Genomic DNA, 25514 nt, shown 5'->3' with positions numbered 1-25514 from the left:
CGGTCGCTACTCCCGCCCCGACGCCCCGACGGGGGTACGGGCGCCCCCGGCCGCGTCCCCGTCCCGGGGGCCGCGGCGGCGGACCAGCCAGAACGCCCCGCCGGCCACGGCGAAGGTGAGCAGCACGCCGAGGACGCCGGACAGGCCGGTGGAGAGGAACTCGTTGTCGATCCCCGCCACCCCGTAGTCGGCCAGCGGCCCGCCGACCTCGTGTTCGCGCTCCCGCTGGGCGGGGCAACTGCCGCCGGTGATGTTGTCGTCGGCGTCGAAGGTGCAGCCCTCGCGCAGCGACGAGTCCAGCCCGTCGGGGTGGGACGAGGCGAAGTTGCTGACCACCCCGGCCAGGAGCAGGGCCACCAGCAGCCCGCCGACGACGAATCCCCAGGAACGCTTCCTCACCGGGCACCTCCGACGGCCGGGACGGCGGGCGTGGACGCCGCGCGCAGCCCGCGCAGCGCGTAGACGAGATCGGGCCGGACCTTCGCGACGGTGACCACCGTGGTCGCGGTGATCAGGCCCTCGCCGATGCCGATCAGCAGGTGCACGCCGGCCATCGTGCCGGCCAGACCACCCAGGTTGCCGCCGAGGTCGGTGGTGCCGCCGAGCTGGTACTGGAGCACGAAGCCCATCGACGCGACCACCACGCTGACCAGCGCGGAGACGAAGGCGGTCACGCCCAGGCCGGCCGGGGTGCGCGGCAGCACCCGGAGCAGCAGCGCGATCAGCAGGTACGCCGCGGCGGTGCCGAGCACGGCCATGTTGGTGATGTTGAGCCCGAGCATGGCCACGCCGCCGTCGCCGAAGACGAGCGCCTGCACGACCAGCACCACGGCCACGCAGAGCGCGCCGACCCACGGCCCCACCAGCATCGCGGCGAGCGCCCCGCCGAGCAGGTGACCGCTGACGCCCGCGGTGAAGATCGGGAAGTTGAGCATCTGCACGGCGAAGATGAAGGCCGCGACGAGCCCGGCCATCGGGGCCAACCGGTCGTCCAGGTCACGCCTGCCGCGCAGGACGCAGAACGTCATCGCGAGCAGCGCCACCGCCGCGAACACCGCCGCGACGGGACCGTCGACGATCCCGTTCGAGATGTGCATCGCCAGGTTCTCCACGCGGCCTCCCACGCGTCGCCCGGCCAGGCCTGGCCGTTGACGTCAGCCTATTTCCAGAGCTTGGCTGTTGCCAAGAGTTGGCAACTGGCGTACGCCCGATTGTGCGTCCGCCGCCGACCCGACGTGCCGGCCGGGTCGGCGTTCCGGTCGGGCCGGCGCGCCGCCCGGAGGCGGCCGGGACGCGTTCCCGTCGGGGTCGGCGTGCCGTCCGGGGACGGCCCGGGCCGGCGGTAGGGTCGTGCCATGACCGCGCCCGACCGCCTCTCCCCCGGTGACCCCGCGCCCGAGTTCAGCCTCCCCACCGACACCGGCGAGACGCTCTCGCTCACCGACCTGCGCGGGCGCAAGGTCGTGCTCTACGCCTACCCGGCGGCCATGACGCCCGGCTGCACCAAGCAGGCCTGCGACTTCCGCGACTCGCTCGCCTCGCTCCAGGCCGCCGGCTACGAGGTCGTCGGGATCTCGCCCGACAAGCCGGAGAAGCTGGCGAAGTTCCGCGAGCGCGACGCCATCACCTTCCCGCTGGTCGCCGACACCGACAGGTCCGTGCTGACCGCCTACGGCGCGTACGGCGAGAAGCAGTCGTACGGCAGGACGGTGACCGGCGTGATCCGCTCGACCTTCGTCATCGACGCGGACGGCAAGATCGAGCGCGCGCTCTACAACGTGAAGGCCACCGGCCACGTCGCCAAGCTGCGCCGGGATCTCGGGCTGGACTGAGGTCGCCGCGCGCGCCGGGACCGAGCCCACCACCGGCTCGGCGCGACACTCTAGACTCAGCGGGTCGGCGGGAGTGGCGTAACGGCAGCCGCGGTAGGTTTAGGTCCTATTGTCCGAAAGGACGTGGGGGTTCGAATCCCCCCTCCCGCACCGAGCGTCCTGTCGCGCGCGTCACGATCGCGGGTCGGCGCGGGGCCCGCGCGGTCAGGATTACCGGGTGAGCCTGCGCTTCGTCCTCGATCCCGAGCTGACCCCCGAGTTGCGGGAACGGATCGTCGCCCTCTGGGTCGACGTCACCAACGCCGGCGGGGCGGTCGGCTTCGTGCCGCCGGTCACCGTCGCCGACGTCCGGCACACGGCGGACCCCACCTTCGCCGGCATCGCCGAAGGCCCGGACCGCCTCCTCGTGGGGTACGCGGGCGAGCGGCCCGTCGCCGCGCTGATCTTCTGCGACAACCGGTTCGACCTGAAGGCGCACTGGTGCGTACTGAAGCGGGTGATGGTCCACCCGGACACCCAGGGCAACGGGTACGGCGCCGCGCTGATGCGCGAGGCCGAGCGCCTCGGCCGCGGGATGGGCTGGGAGGCGCTGCACGTGACCGTCCGGGACGGGCTGGGGCTCGACCGGTTCTACCGCGGGCTCGGTTACCGGGAGATCGGGCGGCTGCCCGGGGCGCTGCGGGTCGCCCCCGGCGACGACCGCGACGAGATCCTCATGTGGCTGGACCTGACCGCCCCGCCGGCACCCGGGCGCTGAGCGGCCCGCCGCGGCTCCCCGGCCTTGGACGAGGACTCCTCCAGCGGGTGGCGCGGCACTCGCGCCCACCGGGGCGGCCGGAAGACGGAGGCGGCAGGCACGAGAAGGAGGGGCGTCCCTCGCGGAACGCCCCTCCCGAATCACCCTGCCGAGCTGGCGGCCCGGCCGGCTCTGGCATCAGTCAACGACCGACCAGGTGACGAGACGAGACACGTCAGGAGAAACGAGGACGCCGAACCGCCTCGTCCGCCGTTCGACAGAGACCGCGGTAGAACTCCATGAGCGCCTCGTTCGTCGACTCCTTCTCCTGCGTATCCGTCAGGGCCCTGTGGGCGCCGACGGACAGCGCACGCACGAGCCGCTTGGCAGCTTCCGGATCTTCGATCTTCCGGACGTCCAGAAGTCCCACGGCCCTGGCCGGGCTCAGCCACTCGTCGAACTCGTCGGCTGCGGCCACGTCGGCGGGAACCAGACTCATGACGTGTGACAGCACCCTTCCCTGGATCCACCACTCCAGGTCGTCGTCGAACAGCACCGCCAACACCAGGCCCCCAAGCCGATCAACAGAATTGCGAACATCAGAAGCCGATACGGATGACGTCTTTCCGCCCGGAGGCATCGACCTTCTTCGCCATCGCGATCCGCCACTCCATCGGATAGCCCGTCATGTCGACAACCGTGAAGTCGTTCCCCTTGAGGAGATGGTGGTCGAGAGACGCGAACAACTGGTCGAGTTTCTGGTTCTTACCCGAGGAGTCTCCCAGCGCATCGTACGTACGGTTCCACTGGTCGGTCCAGTCGTAGTTCGCGTTGGGCGGTGCCGGCTTGAAGACCGCGTCCCTGAACCGCGACACCGTCGAAAGGCGCTCGGCCGTCAGCCGCTCGGAGACGTGATCGATGTTCTTCCACAGCGTCGGGTCCACGGCGGTACGAACCCGCTCGAGTTCCCTGAGCAGGTCGTGCAGCCGCTTGATGCCGGCGATGGAACCCGCGACCGGGATCGCCGAAGCCGCACTCGTGCTGCCGCCCCAGGTGTCCCCCTCGGCGAACGACACCTGGGCATCCACGGCGTCGCAGAAAGGACCGATGGGATCGAGGAATCCGCAGGCCGCGAGCACAAGCTGAAGCTTGAGCAGCCCTTCCTGGTTCTCGACGTCCCACTGCTGCTCGAGGACCGACTGCACCACATTGCAGAAGTCCTCCATGGAGGAGCCGAAATTGTAGTCGCAGGAGTTACGGTCGTTCAGGACCGCGTCCATGAGCGGATCGCCGCCCGAGCACGGGAACGGCTGGATCAGGCTCGGCAGGCACGGTGGGCGGAAGTTGCCGTCGTTGTCGAAGCTTCCACCGGCCCTCCGGATGCGGTCCTCCGTGGCCTGCTTCGTCAGCCAAGCCCGCAGCGCGCCCTCCGCGGCCTGCGCGGCCTCCGCGGCGCTCTTGCCCGCGTCGAGCGCGGCCTGCCGCGCCTCCTCCGCGGACTCCCGCGCCCACGCCGCGGACCGCTTGGCCCGAGAGGCGGCGTCCGCGGCGCGCAGCGCCGAGTCGGAAGCCCGTTCCGCCGCACTCGTCGCGGACTTGGCCGCGTCGCGTGCCAGCTTCGCCGAGGCAGCCGCCTGGGCAGCGGAATCGGCCGCCGCCTTGGCGGAGAGCATCGCCTGGTTCTTGAAGCCCTCCGCCTCAGCCGCGCTGATCCGAGCCTTCTCGGCCTGCCGCGCCGCCTCCTCCCCCGCCGCGTTGGCGACAGCGGCCGCATAGGCGGCGTCAGCCGCGTCCTTGCGTGCTTCGGCGGCGTGTCGCTCCGTCTCGGACACGTATCGCCGGGCGGTGGCGTTGTGGATCGCGGTGGCCTGATCCCGCAAGCGCGCCTTGTACTGCCCCACCTCAAGGAACGCCCGGCGGAAGGACGGCGGACCGTCCAGGGCTATCTGCGCGCCGGCCTTGACCTCAGGCCCTCCGGACGTGGCCAGTTGCCCGACGGCGATCTGGTCGTCGTGCTCACGTGCGACGTACTGGCCCGTGCGGAGGAACTTGCGGCGATCCTCCGGCGTCCCGTCCAGTGCCGCGTTGCCGGCGGCGACCAGGGCGGGACCAGCGCCGGTCATCAGGCGCCCGATCTCGATGAGGTTGTCCTGGTCCTCGCCCGTGTACTGGCGGCTCTCCAGGAACTGCACAACCGCCTGGTGGGAACCGTCCAGCGCCGTCATGGCGGCCTCCCGGAAGGCGACCTTGGCGCGCGTCTCGTAGAGGTGGCCGACCCTGGCCCGGTCGTCCTGCTCAGCGGCGAGCATCCGCCGGGAGGTGACGAATTCCCGAACGTCCTGGTCCGTCCCGGCGAGGGCGGCCCGCGCCGCCTGGCGGCTCCACGGGCCCGCCGTGTCGAGCAGGCGCAGGGCGGCCTGCCTGCCGCGATCCAACACCACGTCGTCCGGCGCGCCCGGCGCGGTCGCCTCGCCAAGGAGCCGAGCCGTCTCGGCGTCCACGCGCGTGAGCTCGGGAACGTCCCACGGAACCGGGGCAGGCTTCTGGCGCTCCACGGCGGCGGCCTCCTGTGCCAGCCGCTGCCCTTCCTCGGTGTCCATCCGCAGTCGTTCGGCCTCGGTCTCCCGGGCCACCGCTTCGATGTTCGCCGCCTGCCCGGCCGCCGCCGTCGCCACATCGGCGGCCAGTTCTGCCGCCCGGGCGTGGGCGGTGGCCTTGGCCGCCGCATCCGCCGCCTCGCCGGCATGCGCCGCCGACTCCTCGGCGGCCCTCGCGGCGTTCTCCGCATGGGTGGCCGCATCGCGCGCGGCGTCCCAGGCGATCCGTGCCTGGGCCGCGGCGCGACGGGCCAGCGCCTCTGCCGCCGTGGCGGCCCGGCGGGCCTGTGCGGCCAACTGACGCGCCCTCGCCGCTGCGGCCTTCGCCTCGTTGGCCTGCTGCTGCGCGACATTGGAGTGGGCACCGGCCTCGTCGGCGGCGAGCGCCGCCTTGGCCGCGTTGTCCGCCGAACTCAACGCCGCGAGTGCGGCCGTGATGGCTCCGTCGACGGCCTTTGCCGCGTTCTCGGCTGCGGTTGCCGCCTTCCGCGCTCCCTCGGCGATCTCCCGGGCGCTCTTGGCGGCGACGAGAGCGCCGGCCGCCTTCGCAGAATCCGAGTCGGCCGCGGTTGCCGCCTTGTAGGCCCGACCGGCGGCATCGGCCGCCATGGTCGCCGCCGTCGAGGCGCGCGCGGCGGCGTTGGCCGCCACCCGGGCGGCTTCGTTCGCGGCACGGGCGGCACCGACGGCGTCCTTCGCGGCTTCGGCAGCCTGCCGCGCCGCAGTGGCCGCGCGGCCCGCCGCCGCCGAGGCCCGCTTCGCCGAGTCCTTGGCCGCGGCCGTCTCGGCGGCTGCCTTCTCTGCGGCCTGCTTCGCCAGTGCGGCCGCCTCGACCGCACGCTCCGACTCGGCCTTGGCCGCCTTGGTCGACTCGGAGGCGGCCCTCGCCGCCTCCTCCGCCCTCGTGGCGAGGTAGGAGAGGGTCAGGATCTCCTCGTCGCGCGCCTGGGCGATGTACTGCCCCTTGTCCAGGAACTCCCTGATGTCCTGGATGCTGCCGTCCAGGGCCAGGTTTCCCGCACGCACGACCTCCGGCCCACCCACTGAGATGATCCGGCCGACCTCGATCCGGTCGTCGTGCTCACGGCTGACATGCTGATCCCGGCTGAGGAACTTCGAGATCGCCGCTGGCCCGCCGTCGAGCGCACGCTGGCCGGCGGCCCTGACCGTCGGGCCTCCCGCCGTCATGATGCGCCCGACCCGGATCCGCTCGTCGTGGGACCACGGGTCACGCCAGCCACCGGTGAGGAAGGCGCCGACATCCGCGGGAGAGCCGTCCAGGGCGACCTGGGCGGCGGCGTTGACGGTCGGACCGTCCATGTTCATCATCAGGCCGAGCCGGATGCGGTCGTCGTGTTCCCGGGCTGCTGGCGCGGTGGTCGTGAGGAATTGCTGAACATCCTGGTCGGTGCCCAGCAGGGCCTCGCGCGCCGCGGCGGCCACGGTCGGGCCACCCGCCAGGTACAGCTCCATGACGCGTGCCCGGCCCTGAGTGGGCTCCGGCTCCGCCGCGCTCGCCGGGCGGCTCTGCACCATTGGCAGCAGCGACGCGGCGAGCGTCACCGTCAGTGCCGAGTGGATCCATCTGGGCCGGCGAGACCTCGGCCGAGGCCCCGGCATTCGCAATCGATCTTTCAAGTCACACCCCGTTCGGACAGGAAGGCATGGCAAGGCAGCCGCGCGTGGAAAAGACAGCGCGCGACTTCACACGTCGACCCCGATGCGGACAGCACCATCCGCCAGGCGAGGCTGCGCCCGTGACGGCGAGCAGACCCGCGACGGCGAGCAGACGAGCGCGACATTCGCGATCGGCGGATGTCGCGAGGCGTGAATCAGCGCTACCGGATCATCGCCGGATCAAGCGAGCAGACCGACCAGGCGACGGATCGGGCACGCGACCAATGGGCCGGGCTGGAATCAGGGAGTGGCCCGGAGTTCCACCAGCACGGCCGGGTCCTGCCCCGAAGCGACGCCGAAGTTGGCCCAGGCGTCGAGGGGCACGTCGACCGACTGCTCGACGTCGTTGACGGTGACCTTGGCGTCGATGTTGCTCTCGCCGTCGCCGCGCACCTGGTAGGCGTCCCTCAGCTCGAGGGTCAGCCATCCCTGCTCGCCGCGCACCTGGAAGCAGAACTCACCGCTGGGCAGGTCGAGGTTGTTGGACCTGACGCGGACCTTGCCGCTGTAGTCGCCACAATCCACCAACGTGATGTTGCCGTCGCCCCTGAGGAGGGTGATGCCACGATCCGCCTTGATGGCCGCGGCATTCGGGTAGGAGAAATCCTCCTCGATGGACGGCGGCACGTCGTTGGCCGCCGCCAGACCCTGGTGCCCCAGCAGGGCCCCACCGACGACGCCAGCCGCGAGCGCCAACACCGCGCCCGTGGACACAACCTTCGTCTTCCTACGCACTCTAGTTACCCCGATCCTCTGTTCGGCGTCAGTCGTCGAGCGACCCGGGTCCAGGCTGACCCAGCCATGACCCTGAATCCAGACACTGACGAACCACCAAGGTCCCCCATGAACCGATGGAGTGGTCTGCGCAGCCCGCAGCAGCCTGACCCTAGACCAGATCCATCGATGCCCGCTGCCCCGTCCAAGGTGAACGGACCGCAGTGGGGCCCTCCTCACCCTCGCCACGAGGGCGCCCGGACACGAGCTGGTCGCCCACCGTGATGCGTCCCGTTTCCTCGGGCACCAGATGCAGTCCGAAGAGGAGCTTGCGGCTGACGTTGCGGTGGCGGGCGAGGGTGCGCAGCGGTTCCTTCCCGCGTACGCCCGTCTCCTGGTCGGTGGTGGTGACCACGCAGCGGTCGCACGGCCCGGCGGCGCGGAAGCGGACGCCGCCGATGCGCAACGGGTGCCCGGCCCAGCCGTCCTCGGCCCAGGCCGGCGTGCCCTCGACCACCAGGTTGGGGCGGAACCGCGCCATCGGCACGGGCTCCTCGCCGGCCTCGGCGAGCCAGCCGTTGAGCGCGTCGAGCGAGGCGGCGGTGGCCAGCAGCAGCGGGTAGGCGTCGGCGAAGCTGACCTGGTCGCCGGTGTCGTGCTCCCGGTCCCCAGTCGGGATGTGCCGGGTCGGTCGGGCGAGCCAGACCAGCCGGACGACCCGGCCCAGGAACGCGCTGATCCAGGCGTCGGCCGTTGGCCCGGCGGAGAGCGCGGGCACCGGCAGCTTGCGGCTGCGGAAGGTCCGCACCGCCACGGGCTCGCCGCCGGTCGGCTCGGGCACGTCCAGGGCGTCGTGACCCTCGGCGCGCAGCAGCAGGCCGCCGTCATGAGGCGTCGCGTGCAGGGCGACCAGTCGGGTGGTCTCCCGCTGGGTGACGCCGACGCCGTCCGCGTCGACGATCATCCAGCGCCGGTCCCCGGCCAGGCCCCACGGTTCGACGCGCGCGGCGTCGTGGTCGAGCCGGTGACAACCCTTGACGGGGTACGTGTGGATGGCGCTCAACCGCATGCGGTCACCCTGCCACGATCGGCAGCCGATCGATGCCCCGGAGACTGCCGGCTACCTCACCAGACTGCCGGCTACCTCACCTGGGCACCCGGGCGGAGCTTGCGGGCGGCCTCACCAGGCCACGCCGATGCCGTCTCCCGGGTACCAGTGGTTGGCGGGGGTCTCCCGGTAGGCGAGGAAGCGCCGTCCGGTGCGCTCGGCGTGCTCGGCGAGGACGTTGGTGGCGGTGACGTTGTCGGTGAGCAGGATCGCGCCCGGGGCCAGCCTGCCCTCGACCGCCTCGAACTCGCGCTTCTCGTGGGCCCGGCTGTGGTCGCTGTCGTGCAGGAAGAGATCGACCGGCCGGTCCAGCGCGGCGATCGAGGCGATCGAGTCGCCGATGACCAGGTCGACGACCTCGGACCAGGGCGCGGTGCGGGCGAGGTAGCCAGCCTCCGGGTTGATGTCCAGCGAGGTGACCCGGCCGGGCTGCCCGTCGGCGGCGTTGCGCAGCAGCGCGGCGGCGAGCACGCAACTGCCGAGCCCCTTGTCGACACCGGTCTCGACCACGTGCGCCGGCTTCGTGGCGCGCACGATGGCGTACCAGCCGATGCGGCGGGCGTAGCGGACCTGCCGGTCGGCCAGGCCCCGGCGGGCGGCGCCGGCGGTGGCGGACTCGATGTGCCGGCGCAGCACGTCGTCCGACTCGATCTCGGCGAAGTACGCGCGGACCTGCTTGACGGGCACGTCGCAGACCACGCTGACGAACCAGGCGAGGTGGTGCCGGCTCAGCTTGGTCAGCTCGTACGTGTAGTTGTGGTGCTCCCGCGAGGTGACCAGCCAGCGGGCCGAGGTGCGCAGCACCTTGGCGTCGTGGCGGACGACGCGGGCCAGGCGCTTGGGGAAGGCCGCGACGGGGGCAAGGCGGGTGCGGGCGATGGCCCGTCGGAGCTTCGTTGCGTCCACGCAAGGGTTCTACCAGCCACAGGCGGTCAGGTGTAGTGCAGAGCACACCCCGCGCACAAGTTGGTTGGCAGGTCCGGGCCCTGATGTCGCATGACAAGGCGGACGGGTCTGCACGGACGGGGGCGGCCATCAGCCGGATGAGGGTACGCGCACGTCCTCGCGGATAAGTAGCATCGCCGCCATGCCAGTTCCACAACAGTCCGTCGAGCCGGAGGCGGTCGCCGACCAGACCGAACGCCAGCCGGGCAAGCACGCGAAGCCTCGTCGCCGGTGGCGACGCGTCGCCCTCATCAGCCTGCTGGTGGTGGCGCTGCTCGGCGGCGGTGGCATGATCGCCGGTGGGCTCTACCTGCGTTCGGTGGATTCGGACATCGAGCGCGTCGACGCATTCGCGGACGTGCCCGAGGCGGGGCGCCCGCAGGCGGTGGCCAAGGGCGCGATGAACATCCTGATCCTGGGCAGCGACACCCGCGACCCGGAGAGCACGTCGGGGTCGCGCACCGACACGATCATCCTGGCCCACCTGCCGAAGGACCGGTCGAGCGCCCAGCTCATCTCGATCCCCCGGGACACCTGGGTCGCCGTGCCCCGGTCCAAGGAGGGCAACCAGGGCGGCCGGGACGCGAAGATCAACGCAGCGTACGCGTGGGGTGGCGTGCCGTTGATGGTGCAGACCGTCGAGAAGTTCACGAGCGTGCGGATCGACCACGTCATGATGGTCGACTTCGCGGGTTTCAAGGAGATCATCGACGCCCTGGGCGGCATCGACATCAACGCGGAGAAGAACTTCACCTCGATCCACCCCCCGTTCCGTACCTTCCGGCAGGGGATGCAGCGGATGGACGGCGAGACGGCACTCGACTACTCGCGCCAGCGCAAGCAGTTCCCCGACGGGGACTTCGCCCGCATCCGACACCAGCAGCAGGTCATCAAGGCCATCCTTGACCGGGCCGTGTCCGGGGGCATCGTCACGAACCCGGGAAAGCTGAACTCCTTCGTCAAGGCCACCTCCAATGCCGTGTCGGTGGACGAGAACATGTCGCTGCTGAGCATGGCGACCGACCTGCGCGGCCTGCGCGGCAACAACCTGCGCTTCATCACCAGCCCGACGAAGGGCACCGGTCGGGTGGGTAGTGAGAGCGTCGTGTTCGCGAACACCGACAAGGCCAAGTCCTTCTACGACGCGGTCCGGCGTGACGCCGTAGCAGACATCCTCAACGCCGGAAAGTAGGAGGCCGGACTGCCCGATGCGGCTCTGGTGGGTCGCCCGCCCTGGTCGTATCCTTCGTTCGCCTCGAAGCCGCCGTGTGCCGCCCCGGGGCAGTCAACGGGGAAGGACCAACCATGTCCAGGCAACAGGCGATGGGCCACCACGCCACGACACCGCAGGGCGATGAGGTGGCGGCACGAGGCATGGCAGTGGGGGTGAGCGACGAGGCGGACTCCACCGGTTCGCTGCCCGCCTCCGCGCCACCGGCAGGCGGTCAGGCGAGCGGAGCGCCCCGGCCCGGCCTCGACGTGACGGCGGTGCTGCCGTACGCCAGTTCCCGCGCGTCCACGCGCACCCGGGGCCTGCGGGCCTGGATGATGACGGCCCCCGTCGACGTGGCCGCCCTGCTGGCGCCCCTGCTGTTCAGCCACCAGTACTGGCGCGGGACGCTGGGCATGGCCGGCCTGACGGTGGCCATCTTCGCGGCGGGCGGGCTCTACCGGGCCCGTCGCCACGTGAGCATCCTCGACGAACTCCCGAGCCTCTGCGGACGGTTGCTCGCGTCCGCGGCCGTGGTCACCATCGTCGCGGCGCTGCGTCACGACTCCGCCGACTACGTGGGCGGGTTCGCGCGCGGGGTGATCATCGCGGCCGGGCTGGTCCTCGTCGGTCGTGCCTTCTCGCGGGAGTTCGCCACCATCGCGCGCAAGCGTCGGTGGGTGGAGCACAACGCCATCATCATCGGCAGCGGCCCGATCGCCGTGGAACTCGCCCGGCTGTTGCGCCGCTACCCCCAGTACGGGCTGCGCTTCGTCGGCTGCGTCGACTCCACGCCCCCGCAGACGCCGGCGGCGCTCCCACTGATCGGCACCCTGGACCAGCTGGAACCGCTCGTGCGGATGGTCGAGTGCGACGTGCTCATCATCGCCGACCCGATCTGCCCGGAGCTGACCCTGATGGAGGTCCTCCGCCAGCCCCGCAGCGCGAGCTGCGACCTGTGGGCCGTGCCGCGGCTCTGGGGCTCCCGTTCGCACGGCGACCACATCGGTGCGATCCCGATCGTCAAGGTCGGCGACATCACGCTGTCCGGACCCCGCTGGGCGCTCAAGCGCGCCTCGGACATCGCCTTCGCCGCCACCGCGTTGCTCCTGCTGAGCCCCGTGCTGCTGCTCTGCGCGATCGCGACGCTCCTCGACGGCGGTCCCGGCATCTTCTTCTACCAGGAACGGATCGGTCGCCACGGCAAGCCGTTCCACATCATCAAGTTCCGCTCGATGCGTCCCGTCGACGAGCACGAGTCACAGACGAACTGGTCGATCGCGCACGACCAGCGCGTCGGACCGATCGGCCGTTTCATGCGCCGCACGTCGCTGGACGAGCTGCCGCAGCTCTGGAACATCCTGCGGGGCGACATGAGCGTCGTCGGGCCCCGGCCCGAGCGGCCGTTCTTCGTCGAGAAGTTCTCGGCCGAGTACCCCAACTACGCCATGCGTCACCGGGTCGCGGTGGGGCTCACCGGGCTGGCGCAGGTCAGTGGTCTGCGCGGCGACACCCCGATCTCCGACCGGGCACGGTTCGACAACTACTACATCGAGAACTGGTCGCTGTGGCTCGACGCCAAGGTGCTGATCCGGACAGTGTCCGAAGTCTTCCGCGGCGGTGGTCGCTGAGGCGTTGAGCGGGGGCTGTCCCCTCGACGGCCCACCCGACCGGGGATTCCGCGGGCACCCTGGCCCCGGCCCCACAGTCTGCTGTTTCCTGTGCGCGCTCGCCGTCCACCGCGCGCCGAGTGCTTGGAGAGTCAATTGCCGGACGTTTCGGTCGTGATCCCGACCACGGGCAGGCCCAGCATCGCGGAGGCGGTGCTGTCGGCACGCGGGCAGCAGGGGGTGTCCGTACACATCGTGGTCGTGTGCGACCTGGCCGAGATTCCCGCGTCCGTGCAGGACCTGCGGGGCCACGTGGACGAGATCGTGTGCACCGGCGGGGGCCGGCGGGGCTCGCACGCGCGCAACCTCGGAGTCGCGCACGCCGCCCCGGGCAGCCACGTGGCGTTCCTGGACGACGACGACGCCTGGCTCCCGACGAAACTGGCGGTCCAGGTACCGGTGGTCGACCGGCTGGCCGCCGAGGGCTGGCTGCCCGTCGTGTCGTCCCGGATCCTGCAACGCAAGGCCGGCGCCGCTCCCCTCCCGACCGCCGCCCCGGAAACGCTCATCAGCGACGGCATGCTTCCCGAGGACTACCTCTTCCGCCGCCGGCACCTCGGCGTCGGTCGCCAGTCGCTGCCCACCTCCACCCTGGTGACCACCCACGAACTGGCCACCCGCTGCCCGTGGGACGAGACGCTGCCCCGGCACCAGGACTGGGACTGGCTGGTGCGGGCGGCTCGCCTGCCCCACGCCAGAATCGTGCAGGTGGATGAGGCCACCGCCGTCTACACCGTGGGCAGCCCCGGCTCCATCTCCGCCCGCGCGGACTGGCGCCAGTCGTGGGAGTGGGCCAAGCGGTGGGAAGGCGTGTGGTCCCCCGAGACCTTCTCCGACTTCATCGCCGCGCAGACCCTCCGCTACGCCCTCCAGTCCCGCGACGGGCAGGGCGTACGGGAGATGGTGCGCGCCATCCGCCGGAACTCGCCGCCGTCGGCCCGTAACGCGGTGCTGGCCGCGCTCGGCCTCGTGCCGCGGGCCACCCTGGAGCGGGTGGCGATGCGCAAGTCCCGCGTCACCGCCGGTGCCCGCCCGACCGACGGAGAACGCTGATGCGTCTGCACTTCGTGCTGCCCCAACTGGAGCCCTTCTACGGCATGGAGCGGGCGGCCGCGCTGCTCATGCAGGGCCTCCGGGCGCAGGGCGTGGAGGTCTCCGCGACCGTGATGTCGCGGGGGATCCCGGCCGGCCTCGGCGACCTGCCGATCGACACCCTCAACCTGGGGTCCCGGATCACCCGCCTGATGGAGGCGGTGCCGCCGCTGCGCCGCCGGTTGCAGGCCCTTCCGAAGGACGTCGAGATCGTGTCCAGCGGCCTGTGGGGAAGCGTGCCGGCGGGCGCGGCGCTCGCCGGGTCCGGCAGGAGCTTCGTGGCATGGGAACACTCCCTGCTCCCGGAGCGGCTGCGCATCGACCGAAGGGTGCGGACGCTCGCCCGGGTCACCCGGGTCGGTGTGCTGCGGCCCCGGCTCGTCGTCGCCGTCTCGGGTGGCGTCGCGAGGACCGTACGACACCTCGCACCGGAGCAGCCCGTCGTCACCATCACCAACCCGATGCCGCTCACCCCGTTCGTCGCGCCCCGGGCCGTCGTCGACCCGCGCAGGATCCAACTCCTCACCACCGCGGCCTTCCGTCCGTACAAGAACCACTCCTGCGCCCTGTCCGCCCTCGCCCTCCTGCCGGAGACCTACCACCTGACGCTGGCCGGCGACGGCGAAGAACGCGAACTGCTCCAGAACCAGGCGCGTGACCTGGGCCTGGAGGGCCGCGTGACGTTCCTGGGCCGGGTTCCCGGCGTCGGCGGGCTCCTCGCCGAGGCCGATCTGCTGGTGCACCCCTCCCGAGCCGAGACGTTCGGGTTCAGCCTGGTCGAGGCGGCCGAGGCCGGCCTGCCCGTCGCCACGCTTCCGGTGCCCGCGCTGGACGAGTTGATCCCGACGCTGGTGCCGGGGGCGCTGGCGGCGGCGCCCACCCCCGTGGCGCTCGCGGAGGCGGTGCGGAGGATGACGCAGGAGGCGCGTCCCACCCACGCCGACTTCGAGAAGGCCTGGCACGCACGCTGCGCGGCCCTCGATCCCGCAGTCGTCAGCCGCCAGTGGGTGGAGGCGTTGCAGCGGTGACGCTCGCCCGGGGCACGGCCGGGTCCGTGGCGGCCCCCGAAGGTGCCCGCCCGCGATCACACCGGCGGAGGTCCTCCCTGTCCGGCCGGGGCGACGGCTTCCTGCGCAAGTCCGGGAAATTCTTCACCGGGACCCTGCTGCGAACCATCGCGCAGGGCGCGCTCTTCGTTCTCCTCGCGCGGGAGATGCCGATCGACACCTACGGGTTGTTCGTCGGCATCACCGCGCTCATCGCCGTGGTGTCGCCGTTCGCGTCGGCCGGGGCGCCGAGCCTGATCTTCCAGAGCTACGCCGACTCGCCGTCCGACTGGCCCCGCCATCTCGCCCGGGGCCTGCTGCTCACCCTCGTCTTCGGCGCGGGCGCGACCGTCCTGGTGACCGCTGCGGGGGTGGCCATCTGGGGCGCCCAGGTGAGTGTGGTCGCGGTCGCCTGCCTCGCCTTCGCCGACCTGGTGGCGTGGCGCCTGGTCGAGGTCGTGGCCGCCTCGGTGCAGGCCCGGGGTCAGGTCTTCCTCGCCTCGGTCATCCCCGCACTCCTGCACGTGTGTCGGTTGGCCGGGGCGCTGGCCCTGGGCATCGCGGCTGCGGAACCGATGACGCTGTACGGCTGGGCGACCCTGTCGGCCGTCATCTCCGCCGTCATCAGCGTGCTCGTGATCGGGTTCGGGCTGCGCGGCGCGGGCGGGTTCGGCTTCGACATCCGCGGCGCGCTGGGGCAGGCCCGGACCGGGATGCTGTTCGCCGTGGGGCTGTCGGCCCAGACCGTCTACAACGACCTCGACAAGGTCATGCTGTCGCGACTGAGTACCCCCGAGAGCGCCGCCATCTACGCGGCGGCGTATCGGGTGGTCGACTTCGCGTACACCCCCGGCCGTTCCATGGCGGCGGTCGCGTACCCCAAGTTCTTCGAGGCCGGCCGGGACGGGACCCGGGCCGCCTTCGCCCTCACCCGGCGGCTGCTGCCGCGCTACCTGACGTTCAGCGCGCCGGCCAGCCTGGCGCTCGTCGCGTTCGCGTGGACGATGCCGTACGTCTTCGGGGCCGAGTTCGCGGCGGCCGAGACGGCGCTGCAGGGGCTGAGTGCGCTGCTCGTGCTGAAGGCGCTGCACTACCTCGCGGCCGACACCCTCTCTGGCAGCCGGATGCAGGGCCGCCGTACGGTGTGTCAGATCGCGGTCGGGGTCGTCAACGCGTTGCTGAACGTCTGGCTCATCCCCGCCTACGGTTGGCAGGGAGCCGTCGTCTCCAGCCTGGTCTGCGACGCGCTCCTCTGCGTACTGCTGTGGGGCTGCCTCGCCGTCGCCCTCCGCCGGCAGCCGCCGGGTGACGCCGTGCCGGCCGCCGGTCCGACGTCGTCGAGAGAAAGGGCCTGAGTTGGTCGGCCTCTTCGGTTTCCTGCTGACGGTGAGTGGTCTCACGGTGGCCGTCTGGCTGGTCCGTGCCCGGCGGCAGGTCACCGCGTCCTTCGGCGGCGGCGCACCGGCGGTCGCCCTCATCGGGTTCGCGGTGCTCACCAACGCCGCGCCCGTGCTCGCCGGCGACCGCAGTTCCGCGCTCATCGGGCTGCTGGTGCTGTGCCTGCTGGTCTGGCTGGTGGTGTCCGGCCGCCGCAGCCTGCGCGGCTCCACCGACATCTGGCGCCGGATCAGCCTACTGATGGCCGGTGCGCTGCTCGCCTGGTGTTTCGCCGTGGACAGCCTCAGTGGTGCCGGGCTCTACGGCTCGAGACTCGCGGCGTACGGGGCGTCCGCGCTGCTGCTGCTCGCCGTGGCCCTGCTGTCCCGGGACACCGCCCTCACCAGCCGGGCGATGCCCTGGACGGGGCTGGCCGTCCTGTCGGTGATGACGATCCCGACCCTCTTCTCCGGGCAGTCGTGGCGGGCGTGCACCGCCGGGAAGCTGGAGAAGTGCTCGATGGCGGGGGCACTGTTCAAGAGCTTCTACGACTCCGAGAACTACATCGCCATGCTCGCGTCGTTCACGCTGGTCGCCAGCCTCTGCGCGATGCGGAGGCTGGAACTGCTGGCATCGGCGTCCTTCTGCCTGCTGATCATCGTCGCCACGGGCTCGCGAACCAGCTACCTGGCCCTCGCCGCCGCCGGCCTCTGGCTGCTGGGCAGCCTCGTCCTCGAACGGTGGCGGCAGTTCCTCCGGATCAACTTCCCTCTCTGCGTGGCCCTGGTGGTGGCCGCCCTCGGGCTGGCCACCTACCTGACATGGACGGCGTCGAAGACCACCCTGAGCAATCGCGGCAACATCTGGATGGCCGCCCGCGAGTACATCGCCGGCACGGAGGCGACCGGCGTCGGGGTCTCCAAGTGGTACTACCTGCGCGACGTCGGCGAGGCGCCCACCCACTTCTTCCACTCGGGGTACGTCCTGGTCATCTTCGCCGGTGGCCTGGTCGCGCTGACGCTGTGGGGCCTGTGGGCGACGACCCTGCTGCACGGGAGCGTCACCGACGGTCGGGCCTTCTCCGCGAAGGCGCCCGTCGTGCTGCTCGTCATCTACTCGTTCACCGAGGTCACCTGGAACCCGCTCTCGGTCGACGGGCTGTCGTGGATCTTCATCGCGCTCATGCTGACCTCCTCGGCGTCCGCCACGGCGGACCCGGTGCCGGCCGCCGGGCCGGTGGACGCCGCCGACCGGCCGGACGGACGGTGGGCGGCGTTGCGGAAGCTGACGCCGTGGCACGCGCAGGGCCGGACCGGGGCGCTGACCGATCGGTGAGTCTGCGGGACCGCCGAACCATGGCGCGCAGCGGCGACCAGGCGCTGGCCAGCCGGCCCGGGTGGATCACGAGCCGCCGGCGGGAGTAGGGCCGGCGGCGATCGTCAGGTTGTGGAAGGCCAGCAGCCCGGCGCCCGTCGCGTTGACGATCCACGGCCCCGCCCCGGCGTGGCCCAGGTAGCTCACCCCCGAGACGCCGTCGGCCGGGCCGGACAGGGTCAGCACCAGCCGGCCGCCGTCGCGGTACGCGACGCCGGTGACGGTGACGGTGCCGCCATGGATGCGGAAGTCCGCCTGCACACCGGGCTGGACCGTGAGCGGGTCGTCGTCGCGCAGTTGGACGACCACCTCGGTGCGTCGGGCGTCGGCGAAGGCCGCCGACCGTGGGTCGGGGGAGGCCACCCCGTCCCCCGGACCGCCGTACAGGTCGTGGGCCAGCACGCGGAAGACACGGTCGCCCAGCTCGCGGTAGCCCTGCTCCCACGCGAAGTGGCAGCCCTCGTGGCCGGACAGGCCGTTGGTGGACAGCACCGTCACGCCGAGGGTGTCGCGCATCCGCCGCTGGGCCTCCCGCAGTTGGCCGGTACCACTGTCACCGCAGGGCGAGGTGCGCACCTGGAAGACGTAGTACCGGCTTCCGCCGGGGATGTCGGTGCCGATCTCCCGCCGCCAGTCGCCGAGCAGGGCGGTGAACCCGGCCACGTGCCGCGCGGCGTCGTTGTCGTCCGACTCGCCCTGGTACCAGAGCACGGCCCTGACCCGCCCGGCCACCCCGGCAGCCACCAGACGCTGCCGCAGGCGACCGTAGTTGGTGGCGAGGTCGCCCGGGCTGGCGTCGTTGCGCTGGAAGAACGAGACGGGCCTGCCGTTCTCGGCGCCGTTGAGGACGGCCACCGGCACCTGGTAGGTGTCCGAAAGCCGGTGGGCCATCCGGATCCCCCACTGGCCGACCGAGCCGGGCTGCCGGATCGCCTCGCTGACCGCGTAGTTCCATCCCCGGTCGGACGCCGAGAGCGTACGGTCCACGGTGGACGAGCCGTAGCTGCGGACGAAGGGTGACTCCTCCCCCGCGGACGATCCCCGGTACTTCGCCGAGACGGCGTTGGACTGGCCCTGGATGACGTAGACGTCACCCGCGACCACCCCGTCCCAGAGGCCGACCCGACGGCTCAGGCCGTCGCCCAGCACGTGCAGCTCGAAGCGGTACTCCCGCAGCGCCGCCAGGATGCGCCGGCGGAAGGTGAAGTCACCGGTACCGGTGACCGGCAGGGTCTCCTCCCATCCCTCGGCCCCGCTGGTGATCTTGAGGCGTACGGCCCTGACGCGGGCGTCGCGCACCTTGCCGGTGACGGGCACCACGGCCCCGTTCTCGGCGTCCCTCGGGTACAACTGCCGGTCGCGGGGGTGTTGGGCGAGGGTGAGCACCGACGGCCTCGCGTACACCGTCAACCGGCGCTCGGTGAAGGCGCCCGCGTTGTCGGCCAGCGTCCAGTCGGGGTGGCCGTCAGGGGCGGTACCTATGCCGAGCGCCAGCGTGTTCTTCTTCGAGGTGAACCCGTTGACCGCGAGCACCGTCTGCGGTGCGACGGTGGAGGGGCGGGTGGGGGCGACCAGGTGGACCTGGAACGAGCCGTACCCGAGGGCACCCCGCAGGTCGTCATCGGCGTCGAAACGGGCGGCGGAGGCGCCGGGTACCTGACCGGACGCCCCGGCGTTGTACGAGTTGGGCCACATCTCCAGGTAACCGGGAAGCCCCGTGCCGGTCGTCAGGCCCGCCACGTTGGACGCGATCTCCAGGTCACTGACCCGCTGTCGCACGATCTGGCCGCCCCGGGTCGGCAGACCGAGGCGGCGGGCGTCGGTGGTGAACGGCGCCATGGCGGTCCACACCCACTGCCGGCCGGCCGGGCCGGTCAGTTCCAGGCAGTAGCCGACCCGGTCGAAGCCGCGAGCCACCTCGGCGGTGCGGTCGAACGCGTACGCCGGGTTCCGGTTGGTCCAATCGACGCGGTCGGGCAGGTCCACCGCCGCGACCGGCGTGAAGTCGGCCATGCCGGTGACGTTCGCCGCGCACGTCGTGCCGTCGACCGGGGCAGCCGTCGGTCGCGTCCCGTCGCCGCCGGGCGTCGACCACGCCGCCTGTGGCTTTCCCGCTGGCGACGAGGGCCAGGCGAGCACCGCCAGCGAGAAGACGAGCAGCCCGACCGTCCCCACGGCGATCCAGACCTTCCGGGGCACGGACCGGAAGCGCTGGAAGGGGGAGAGAGCATCGGGCACCCTCGGACCTCCACTGGTCGGACGGTTCGTCGCGGCAAGGCTATGCGATGCGCGGCGACGGATCGTGCGCGCCCGGGACCTGCGACCACGCCACGCTCCCGGCGTCGCCCCTTGCCCCCCGTCGGGAGGCGGGCGGTCGGCTCGGGGCGGGACATGACCCGTCGTCATTGTCTGCGATGATGCCCGCCATGGCCGCTACCACCACGACGCCCGCGGTGGGCACCCGGTCCGTCGGGATCGACACCCTCCGGATCATCGGAATCGCGGCCGTCGTCGTCGGCCACGTCTGGATCGACGACACCACCAGGGCGGTCATCTACACGTGGCACGTCCCGTTGTTCTTCGTTCTCACCGGCTACTTCTGGACGCCCGGCCGACCTGCCGGCGGCGAGTTGCGGAAGCGGTGGCAGACCCTCGGCGTGCCGTACCTGGCCTGGCTGGTGATCCTGCTCGCGATGCTCGCGGCCGCGGCGGCGGTGAAGGGCGGCGTGGGATCGGACACCTTCAGCGGAGCGCTGTACGGGGGCACGGCCGCCGTCCGGCCGTTCTCGGCGTTCTGGTTCGTCTCGGTGCTGTTCCTGATCGCGGTCGCGTACCGCTGGCTGGAGCGGTTCGGGACGGCCGTCACCTGGGGGGTGGCCCTGGCGGGACTGGTGGCCGCCCACCTCGCTCCGGACGTGGTCACGGCCGGGCCGCTCGGCGTGTTCCTCGTCCCGGCCTGCCTGCTGTTCGTGCTCTGCGGTCGTCACCTGCGTGAGCTGCGGTCGCGGTTGTCCGCCGGCATGGGTGCCGGCATGGTGTCGGCCGGCACGGGCCTGGTGCTGGTCGGTGCGAGTGGCTCGCTGGACATCAAGGCCGGCCACTTTGGCAACCCGGTGTTCGGTGTGCTGACCGCGATCCTGCTCAGCTGCGGATTCATCCTGCTGGCCGAGGCTCTCGACGGGCGCGTCGGCGCGCCCGCGGCGCACGTCGTCGGCCGGCTCGCCGCCTGCGGCATCGCCGTCGTGCTGAGCCACGCGGCGGTGCTCTGGGTCCTGCGCACCGGCCCGGACGGCGGGTGGCCCGACCTGGCGGCCACCCTCGTGCTGCCCTGGGCCTTCGCGCTGGTCGTGCTGGGCACGCGCCTCGGCCCTTACCTCACCGGCGCGGGCGGACGCCGGCCGTAGGCGCCGGACGGGCGTGGCCGTCGGGATACGCGCGAGGCCCGCTCTACGCCCGGTTCCCCCGCCGGCTGAACAACATCGCGGTCAGCGCGACGAGCCCGATCAGGAGCACGACACCGGAGGCGACGAGCAGCGGCACCGCCCAGCCCGGCCGGGCCGACGAGCCGCCCTCGCCTCCACCGCTGTCGACGGCCGCCTGACGGTACGCGTGGGCCAGCAGGTTGGCCGGGGACTGCTCCAGCACGCCGGAGAAGCGGGAGATCGCGACCGGCTCGTCGCCGGCGAAGTACGCGTCCAGGCCGGAGCGGTAGAGCTTGTCGGGCTCACCGAGGCTGTTCTGCACCCCCGCCGCGCCGAGCAGGCCGGTCATCGTGGACACCGGCGCGACCAGCCGATTGGCCTTGTCGGGCCGGAGAAGGTCGTTGTCGAGCAACCCGACGACGCGGCCCTGCGGGTCGATCGCGATCCCGCCTCGGGAGTAGAGGCCGACGTCCTCGCTGATGCGGTACGCGCCGACCGTGGACTGGGTGTCCACCCCGGTCACCCGCACGGGCTTGGACAGCACCGTGTATGTGGCGGACCGGAAGCTGGCGTCGGTGGTGCCGTAGCCCAGGATCAGCAGCGGGGTCTCCGGGCTGACGGCGGCGGAGGGGTTCAGCTCGGCGGCGGGAAGGTTCTGCTGGGCGAGCTTGACCAGCGCGAGGTTGCCCTCTTCCAGCGTGAGTGCCCGGACGATGGTGCCGGGGATCGCCGGGCTGTCCGTGACGTCGCCCTTGGCCGCGTTCAGCTGTCCGAAGAGCTTGACCTCGGGTGCCGTCGTGGCCTCCGCGCCGGTGAAGCGGGTCGTCCTCATCCTGGCCCGGGTGTAGGCGGAGACGTCCTTCGCGTCGAGCTTCTTCTCGCTGACGAGGACGTTGGCCAGGGCGGAGAGGGCGCCGGCGAGCACGATGTCCTCGGTCGGCTGCACGCACTGACCATTGGTGAGGACGTGTCCGTCGTGGTTGACCACGAACCCGCTGCATCGCCGGCTGAACGTGACGGGCGCCTCCCGCAGCGGGGCGTCGCCCTGCTTGTTCCGCACGTAGCCGGTGAAGATGACCTCCACGAAGACCATGGACGGGGCCGCTGTCGCCAACGCCCGTTCCTCCGGGCTGTAGAGGGCTGCCTGCGCCCAGGGCTTGAGGCCCGGGTTGACCGGGGTGGCGGTCGGGAAGGCGGTGGAGGTGGGTGCGGGCGCAGCCGCCGGCTCGCCCGAGCCGCCCGTCGTGACCGCCCAGGCGCCGACCCCGCCGCCCAGGGCCGCCACCAGCAGCAGCGCGGCGACGGCGACCCAACGCCCGGTGCGGCGCGGTGGCGGGGTGGAGGACTGGATCCGGCGGGCCGGCGCGACGAACGGGTCGTCCGGCGGCGGCTCGGCGGGCGGGCGGGGCTGCACGACCGGCATCTGAACCGTCTCGCCGGCCACCGGCGCCGGGACGCCCTGGGACGCGGCGGGCGAGGCCGGAGCGGCCGAGACGGGGTACGGGGCCGCCGACGCCGGCTGTGCGGAGACCGGACTGGTGTGCATCGCCCACGGCACATGCGGCAGCCCGGACACCGGATGCGGCATCCCGGAGACCGGGTGCGGGACTCCGGAGACCGACTGCGGGATTCCGGAGACCTGCTGGGGAGGGGCCGAGACGGGGGGCACGGCGGCCGGCGCGGGCTCGTACTCGACGCCGAGCGCCCGGAAGAGCTTTTCGGCCCCCGGGCCCACCTCGGAGGAGTACGCCACCCAGGGCGAGGCGGCCGAGAAGTCCGCGTACGTGTAGGGCAGCGCGTTCGGCGCCTGCGCCTGCGCGAGGGAGTTGACGATTCCCGCGAACGCCTCCCGCCACCCGGGGGCTGCGGCCACTGCGGCGTCCAGGACCGCCACGGTGACCAGGCGGCCCTGTCCGTCGATGGCAGCCCAGGCCTTTCCGACCGGAGATCCGCCCAACATGTGGGTGAACCTGTAGGGGCCTTCCGGCTGCATGCGCACTCCTCCGCTCAACGCCGTGGGGATAGTACCGAGGCAGGGCCAGCTCTCCCCCTGCCGGTCGCTGGCCCGACACTCAGCGGGACGGGCAGTTCCTCGGGGGAACTCCGCGACGGACGGTTGCTTTGTGAAAGTTTTCATGCATAGAGTCGCGGCATGAATGAGGGAACTGTCGTGGCGCCCACCGAGCGGGTGCTGGACCTGTTCCAGGGGGTCCGGCTCACCCCCACCCAGCGCCGCATCGCGCACTGCCTCGTGCAGCACGCGCCGGCCGCCGCGTACCTGTCGGCGGCCGAGGTCGCCGAGCTCGCGGGGGTCAGCCAGCCGTCGGTCACCCGGTTCGCGGTCGCGCTCGGCCACGACGGCTACCCCGCGCTGCGCCGCCGGCTGCGCGAGCTGTCCGCCGGCGCCCCGGGCGACGCGACCGACGCCGGCAACGAGCTCCAGCAGGCGGTACGCGCCGAGATCGGCAACCTCGACCGCCTCGCCGGGCAGCTCGCCGACCGGGACCGGATCGCCGAGACCGGGAGGCTGCTGGCCGCCAGCCGCCCCCTGCCGGTGCTGGGCCTGCGCGCCGCCGCCCCGCTGGCCGCCTACTTCGCCTACTTCGCCGCGAAGGTGCACCCCGACGTGCGGGTGCTCGACGACGGCGGCAGCCTGCTCACCGACCGCCTCGAACAGGCCGCCGAGGCCGGGGCGGGCGCCCTGCTCGCCTTCGTGCTCCCCCGCTATCCCCGGGAGACCCTGGACGCGCTGCGCGAGGCGCGGGCCGCCGGCCTCACCGTGGTGGCCATCACCGACTCGCCGGTCAGCCCGGCCACCGAGCACGCCGACGTGGTGCTGCCCGCCGCGGTCGGCGCGCAGCTCGTCTTCGACCTGCACACCGCGCCGATGACCCTGGCCATGGTGCTGCTCCAGGCCATCTGCGACGCCACCCCGACCGACACCCAGCGCCGGCTGGAGGCCTTCGAAGCCTCCGCCGCCCGCCGCCAGTTGTTCCTCGGATGACCCGGAGGAGAGCCGAGATGACCCAGCCCGTACGCGCCGCACGCGGCACCGAACGCACCGCCCGTGGGTGGCCCCAGGAGGCCGCGCTGCGGATGCTGATGAACAACCTCGACCCGCAGGTGGCCGAGCGCCCCGACGACCTGGTGGTCTACGGCGGCACCGGGAAGGCGGCGCGGGACTGGCCGTCGTACCACGCGCTGGTGCGCACCCTGACGGACCTGCGCGACGACGAGACCATGCTGGTGCAGTCGGGCCGGCCGGTGGGCGTCATGCGTACGCACGAGTGGGCGCCCCGGGTGCTGCTGGCCAACTCGAACCTGGTGGGCGACTGGGCCACCTGGCCGGAGTTCCGCCGCCTCGAACAGCTCGGCCTCACCATGTACGGGCAGATGACCGCCGGCTCGTGGATCTACATCGGCACCCAGGGCATCCTCCAGGGCACCTACGAGACGTTCGCCGCCGTCGCCGCGAAGAAGTTCGGGGAAACCCTGGCGGGCACGTTGACGCTGACCGCCGGCTGCGGCGGGATGGGCGGGGCGCAGCCCCTCGCGGTCACCATGAACGGCGGCGTCTGCCTGATCGTCGACGTGGACCGGACCCGCCTGGACCGGCGGGTGCACGACCGCTACCTCGACGAGGTCGCCGACTCCCTGGACGACGCCGTCGCGCGGGTGCTCGTTGCGAAGCGGGACCGCCGTGCGCTGAGCGTCGGCGTGGTCGGCAACGCGGCCACGGTCTTCCCGGAGCTGCTGCGCCGGGGCGTCGACATCGACATCGTGACCGACCAGACCAGCGCGCACGACCCGCTGTCGTACGTGCCGGAGGGGGTGGAGTTGGCCGACGCGCCGGACCTCGCGAAGGCGAAGCCGGCCGAGTTCACCGACCGGGCGCGGGCGTCGATGGCGAAGCACGTCGAGGCGATGGTCGGGTTCCTCGACGCCGGCGCGGAGGTCTTCGACTACGGCAACTCGATCCGGGGCGAGGCGAAGCTGGGCGGGTTCGAGCGGGCCTTCGACTTCCCCGGCTTCGTGCCCGCGTACATCCGGCCGCTGTTCTGCGAGGGCAAGGGCCCGTTCCGGTGGGCGGCGCTCTCCGGCGACCCGGCCGACATCGCCGCGACCGACCGGGCGATCCTGGAGCTGTTCCCGGAGAACGAGTCCCTGGCCCGGTGGATCCGGATGGCCGGCGAGCGGGTCGCCTTCCAGGGCCTGCCGGCGCGGATCTGCTGGCTCGGCTACGGCGAGCGCGACAAGGCCGGCGTGCGGTTCAACGAGATGGTCGCCTCCGGCGAGCTGTCCGCACCCGTGGTGATCGGCCGGGACCACCTGGACTGCGGCAGTGTGGCGAGCCCGTACCGGGAGACCGAGGCGATGGCCGACGGCTCCGACGCGGTCGCCGACTGGCCGCTGCTCAACGCGCTTGTCAACACCGCCAGCGGGGCGTCCTGGGTGTCGATCCACCACGGCGGCGGGGTCGGCATCGGCCGGTCCATCCACGCCGGGCAGGTCTGCGTCGCCGACGGCACGGCGCTGGCCGGGCAGAAGATCGAGCGGGTGCTGACCAACGACCCGGCGATGGGCGTCATCCGGCACGTCGACGCCGGCTACGACGCCGCCCGCGAGGTCGCGGAGGCCACCGGCGTGCGGGTGCCGATGGCGGAGGGTGACAACCCGTGAGCGCGAGGAGTGCAGCGCAGCGGAGCCCCGCAGT

Annotated in this window: 20 protein-coding genes and 1 tRNA gene; 12 read left to right on the top strand and 9 right to left on the bottom strand. The window is 72.2% G+C overall.

Annotated features, from left to right (window positions below):
• Positions 1-6 precede the first annotated feature (6 nt).
• Together ACGFNF_RS13060 and ACGFNF_RS13055 are read right to left on the bottom strand one after the other, a co-directional pair.
• Complete coding sequence (locus ACGFNF_RS13060) at positions 7-399, bottom strand: PDGLE domain-containing protein (RefSeq protein WP_357578254.1); 393 nt, start codon at positions 397-399, stop codon at positions 7-9.
• Positions 396-1112, bottom strand: a complete 717-nt coding sequence (locus ACGFNF_RS13055; RefSeq protein WP_393167768.1) for an energy-coupling factor ABC transporter permease — start codon at positions 1110-1112, stop codon at positions 396-398. Before ACGFNF_RS13055 ends, ACGFNF_RS13060 begins: the two co-directional genes overlap by 4 nt.
• A 243-nt stretch (positions 1113-1355) precedes the next feature.
• On the opposite strand from ACGFNF_RS13055, the gene bcp reads away from it, so the two are divergent.
• The 3 genes from bcp (at position 1356) to ACGFNF_RS13040 (ending at position 2589) form a co-directional block, all read left to right on the top strand.
• Positions 1356-1832: a thioredoxin-dependent thiol peroxidase gene (gene bcp / locus ACGFNF_RS13050; protein WP_151456739.1), complete on the top strand. Its 477-nt coding sequence runs from the start codon at positions 1356-1358 to the stop codon at positions 1830-1832.
• A gap of 67 nt (positions 1833-1899) precedes the next feature.
• Positions 1900-1982, top strand: a tRNA-Leu gene (locus tag ACGFNF_RS13045).
• Between the two features lie 67 nt (positions 1983-2049).
• Positions 2050-2589: a GNAT family N-acetyltransferase gene (locus ACGFNF_RS13040; protein ID WP_393167765.1), complete on the top strand. Its 540-nt coding sequence runs from the start codon at positions 2050-2052 to the stop codon at positions 2587-2589.
• Positions 2590-2803: 214 nt separating this feature from the next.
• On the opposite strand, the gene ACGFNF_RS13035 is transcribed toward ACGFNF_RS13040, so the two are convergent.
• The 5 genes from ACGFNF_RS13035 to ACGFNF_RS13015 form a co-directional block, all read right to left on the bottom strand.
• Positions 2804-3124, bottom strand: coding sequence for a hypothetical protein (locus tag ACGFNF_RS13035; RefSeq protein WP_393167763.1), 321 nt, complete (start codon positions 3122-3124; stop codon positions 2804-2806).
• Positions 3125-3167: 43 nt separating this feature from the next.
• On the bottom strand, positions 3168-6638 hold the full coding sequence (locus ACGFNF_RS13030; protein WP_393167761.1) for a hypothetical protein: 3471 nt from the start codon (positions 6636-6638) through the stop codon (positions 3168-3170).
• Positions 6639-7082: 444 nt separating this feature from the next.
• The gene (locus ACGFNF_RS13025; protein WP_393167759.1) at positions 7083-7577 is read right to left on the bottom strand and encodes a hypothetical protein; all 495 of its coding nucleotides are present in this window, start codon (positions 7575-7577) and stop codon (positions 7083-7085) included.
• A gap of 151 nt (positions 7578-7728) precedes the next feature.
• Positions 7729-8625: an MOSC domain-containing protein gene (locus ACGFNF_RS13020; protein WP_393167757.1), complete on the bottom strand. Its 897-nt coding sequence runs from the start codon at positions 8623-8625 to the stop codon at positions 7729-7731.
• A gap of 111 nt (positions 8626-8736) precedes the next feature.
• Positions 8737-9570, bottom strand: coding sequence for a class I SAM-dependent methyltransferase (locus ACGFNF_RS13015; RefSeq protein WP_393167755.1), 834 nt, complete (start codon positions 9568-9570; stop codon positions 8737-8739).
• Positions 9571-9751: 181 nt separating this feature from the next.
• Here ACGFNF_RS13015 and ACGFNF_RS13010 point away from each other — a divergent pair, with 181 nt between their 5' ends.
• The 6 genes from ACGFNF_RS13010 (at position 9752) to ACGFNF_RS12985 (ending at position 17339) form a co-directional block, all read left to right on the top strand.
• Positions 9752-10801, top strand: coding sequence for an LCP family protein (locus tag ACGFNF_RS13010; protein ID WP_393167753.1), 1050 nt, complete (start codon positions 9752-9754; stop codon positions 10799-10801).
• Positions 10802-11154: 353 nt separating this feature from the next.
• Positions 11155-12450, top strand: a complete 1296-nt coding sequence (locus ACGFNF_RS13005; protein ID WP_393167810.1) for a sugar transferase — start codon at positions 11155-11157, stop codon at positions 12448-12450.
• A 153-nt stretch (positions 12451-12603) separates the two neighbouring features.
• A complete protein-coding gene (locus ACGFNF_RS13000) occupies positions 12604-13542 on the top strand; it encodes a glycosyltransferase (RefSeq protein ID WP_393167751.1) in 939 nt (312 codons plus the stop codon).
• Positions 13542-14609 (top strand): glycosyltransferase, encoded by a 1068-nt coding sequence (locus ACGFNF_RS12995; protein WP_393167749.1) that lies wholly within the window; start codon positions 13542-13544, stop codon positions 14607-14609. The genes ACGFNF_RS13000 and ACGFNF_RS12995 overlap by 1 nt, the downstream gene beginning before the upstream one ends.
• Positions 14606-15982, top strand: coding sequence for a lipopolysaccharide biosynthesis protein (locus ACGFNF_RS12990; protein WP_393167748.1), 1377 nt, complete (start codon positions 14606-14608; stop codon positions 15980-15982). Before ACGFNF_RS12995 ends, ACGFNF_RS12990 begins: the two co-directional genes overlap by 4 nt.
• A 31-nt stretch (positions 15983-16013) precedes the next feature.
• A complete protein-coding gene (locus ACGFNF_RS12985) occupies positions 16014-17339 on the top strand; it encodes an O-antigen ligase family protein (RefSeq protein ID WP_393167746.1) in 1326 nt (441 codons plus the stop codon).
• A gap of 66 nt (positions 17340-17405) precedes the next feature.
• Here ACGFNF_RS12985 and ACGFNF_RS12980 read toward each other — a convergent pair whose 3' ends face one another.
• On the bottom strand, positions 17406-19616 hold the full coding sequence (locus tag ACGFNF_RS12980; RefSeq protein ID WP_393167744.1) for a sialate O-acetylesterase: 2211 nt from the start codon (positions 19614-19616) through the stop codon (positions 17406-17408).
• Positions 19617-19804: 188 nt separating this feature from the next.
• Here ACGFNF_RS12980 and ACGFNF_RS12975 point away from each other — a divergent pair, with 188 nt between their 5' ends.
• Positions 19805-20782, top strand: coding sequence for an acyltransferase family protein (locus ACGFNF_RS12975; protein ID WP_393167742.1), 978 nt, complete (start codon positions 19805-19807; stop codon positions 20780-20782).
• A 43-nt stretch (positions 20783-20825) separates the two neighbouring features.
• Here the strand turns inward: ACGFNF_RS12975 and ACGFNF_RS12970 are convergent, their stop codons facing one another.
• Positions 20826-22793, bottom strand: coding sequence for a trypsin-like peptidase domain-containing protein (locus tag ACGFNF_RS12970; protein ID WP_393167740.1), 1968 nt, complete (start codon positions 22791-22793; stop codon positions 20826-20828).
• A gap of 159 nt (positions 22794-22952) precedes the next feature.
• On the opposite strand from ACGFNF_RS12970, the gene ACGFNF_RS12965 reads away from it, so the two are divergent.
• A complete protein-coding gene (locus ACGFNF_RS12965) occupies positions 22953-23804 on the top strand; it encodes a MurR/RpiR family transcriptional regulator (protein ID WP_393167738.1) in 852 nt (283 codons plus the stop codon).
• Between the two features lie 17 nt (positions 23805-23821).
• Entirely contained in the window at positions 23822-25480 is a 1659-nt protein-coding gene (gene hutU, locus ACGFNF_RS12960) for a urocanate hydratase (protein ID WP_393167736.1), read from the top strand.
• Positions 25481-25514 lie beyond the last annotated feature (34 nt).

It is taken from the genome of Micromonospora sp. NPDC048868, assembly GCF_043198195.1.
GTDB classification, from domain to species: Bacteria; Actinomycetota; Actinomycetes; order Mycobacteriales; family Micromonosporaceae; genus Micromonospora; species Micromonospora reichwaldensis.
This window is presented reverse-complemented; position numbering and strand designations above follow the sequence as displayed.

Bases quoted from the DNA above. Each gene is read 5' to 3' on its own strand.
- bcp (WP_151456739.1), top strand. From the start codon at position 1,356: ATGACCGCGCCCGACCGCCTCTCCCCCGGTGACCCCGCGCCCGAGTTC.
- ACGFNF_RS13030 (WP_393167761.1), bottom strand. From the start codon at position 6,638: ATGGAGCTGTACCTGGCGGGTGGCCCGACCGTGGCCGCCGCGGCGCGC.
- ACGFNF_RS13020 (WP_393167757.1), bottom strand. From the start codon at position 8,625: ATGCGGTTGAGCGCCATCCACACGTACCCCGTCAAGGGTTGTCACCGG.
- ACGFNF_RS13010 (WP_393167753.1), top strand. From the start codon at position 9,752: ATGCCAGTTCCACAACAGTCCGTCGAGCCGGAGGCGGTCGCCGACCAG.
- ACGFNF_RS13005 (WP_393167810.1), top strand. From the start codon at position 11,155: ATGATGACGGCCCCCGTCGACGTGGCCGCCCTGCTGGCGCCCCTGCTG.
- ACGFNF_RS12995 (WP_393167749.1), top strand. From the start codon at position 13,542: ATGCGTCTGCACTTCGTGCTGCCCCAACTGGAGCCCTTCTACGGCATG.
- ACGFNF_RS12975 (WP_393167742.1), top strand. From the start codon at position 19,805: ATGGCCGCTACCACCACGACGCCCGCGGTGGGCACCCGGTCCGTCGGG.
- ACGFNF_RS12970 (WP_393167740.1), bottom strand. From the start codon at position 22,793: ATGCAGCCGGAAGGCCCCTACAGGTTCACCCACATGTTGGGCGGATCT.
- ACGFNF_RS12965 (WP_393167738.1), top strand. From the start codon at position 22,953: ATGAATGAGGGAACTGTCGTGGCGCCCACCGAGCGGGTGCTGGACCTG.
- hutU (WP_393167736.1), top strand. From the start codon at position 23,822: ATGACCCAGCCCGTACGCGCCGCACGCGGCACCGAACGCACCGCCCGT.